The sequence below is a fragment of the Xenorhabdus khoisanae genome, assembly GCF_001037465.1.
Taxonomy (GTDB): Bacteria; Pseudomonadota; Gammaproteobacteria; order Enterobacterales; family Enterobacteriaceae; genus Xenorhabdus; species Xenorhabdus khoisanae.
This window is the reverse complement of record NZ_LFCV01000223.1, coordinates 1-1,554: the sequence shown is the minus strand read 5'-3', so window position 1 is coordinate 1,554 and position 1,554 is coordinate 1. Positions and strand designations below refer to the sequence as shown.

Annotated in this window: 2 protein-coding genes and 1 pseudogene; all 3 read left to right on the top strand. The window is 33.5% G+C overall.

What is annotated here, in order from left to right; genetic code table 11:
- A pseudogene (locus AB204_RS22950) lies at positions 1-462 on the top strand (formyltransferase family protein); the annotation flags it as partial.
- A complete protein-coding gene (locus AB204_RS21010) occupies positions 459-734 on the top strand; it encodes an ankyrin repeat domain-containing protein (RefSeq protein WP_411354730.1) in 276 nt (91 codons plus the stop codon). The pseudogene AB204_RS22950 and the gene AB204_RS21010, both read left to right, overlap by 4 nt.
- On the top strand, positions 731-1,554 hold an 824-nt coding region (locus AB204_RS20295), incomplete at its 3' end, for a DegT/DnrJ/EryC1/StrS family aminotransferase (protein WP_047965194.1). The genes AB204_RS21010 and AB204_RS20295, both read left to right, overlap by 4 nt.

The window sequence follows — 1,554 nt, the reverse complement described above, 5'->3', positions numbered from 1 at the left end:
TATATTAAATTCGGAACGGACTTGGTCATTGAGAATTTACCAAGCTTGTTAAATAACAACTATAAAAGTATCGCGCAAAAAGCAATAGACGGAAGCTATTATTCAAAAAAATCAATCGATTACGCTAATTTAAAAATAGATTTAAATAAAGCAGCTTATGAAATATTACATCAAATCAATGCGTTTACATTTAGAGACTATCAACTTCCAGAAGTTTTTGGTTACCAAATATTTGGTGGCCAAATATTAAATAAAAGATCGTCGAAGAAACCAGGGCAGCTGCTCGCAGATCTATCGCATAAGATTGTGATTTCAACAATTGATTTTGATGTTGAATTAAATAAAGACTGCTTTCAAGATTTATTGGCAATTTGTTACAAAGGAACCCCCCAAGAAATTATTAATCTTTCCTGTTCTAAACAAATCCTTCTGGAAAAAATGAAAAAGGCTGGAGTCCAATAATTGTCGCTGCCTATCACGGCAATATGAACATGATAAAATGGCTTGTTGAAAATGGTGCGGATATAAATGATCGAAACTATAACGGAACAACAGTATCGATGTATCTAAAAGAATTTGTTGCCTCTTCACGGAATTTTGACTTATTAGTTGAATTGAGTGACCTTGGTGCAGATTTTTCACTATGTGACAATCATGGGCTAACGTTACTTGACTACGTAGTAATGTCTGGTGATGATGAATTAGCTAATTTTATTAAGAGAAAAAAAAGATGATTAATTTTTTAGATTTAAAAAAAATAAATAAACAGTATGAAGCTGAATTGAGAAATGCTTGTACAAAAGTTATAAGATCAGGATGGTATATTCTTGGTGAAGAATTAGATAATTTTGAAAATAAATTTGCAGATTATTGCAATGTCAGACATGCTATTGGGGTAGCGAATGGTCTTGATGCATTAACTTTAGTTCTTCGTGCTTGGAAAAACATGGGGAAATTATCAGATGGAGATGAGGTTATTATCCAAGCTAATACATATATCGCTTCAATATTAGCTATAACTGCAAATAATTTAAAGCCTATACTAGTAGAGCCTGATCCTTTGACATACAATTTAAATACTGAGAGTATTGAGCATGCAATTACCTCACGAACAAGAGTAATTTTACCGGTGCACTTATATGGGCAAATTAGCCCGATGTCGACGATAATGAGTATTGCTGAAAAATACAAATTACTTGTTTTGGAAGATTGTGCCCAAGCACATGGAGCTACGTTAAATAGAAAAAAAGCTGGAAATTGGGGGCATGCTGCAAGCTTTAGTTTTTATCCAGGTAAAAACCTTGGCGCATTAGGCGATGCAGGAGCAATCACTACTTCAGACGATGAATTAGCAAGCGTTGTTAAAGCTCTAAGAAATTATGGTTCTCATATCAAATATGAAAATTTATATGAAGGCATAAATAGTCGTCTAGATGAAATACAGGCTGCGATGCTGTCTGTAAAATTAAAATATCTTGATAGGGAAATAGAACGCCGAAAAGACATTGCGCACAAATATATCTCTAATATCTGTCTCTTATACACATCTGACGC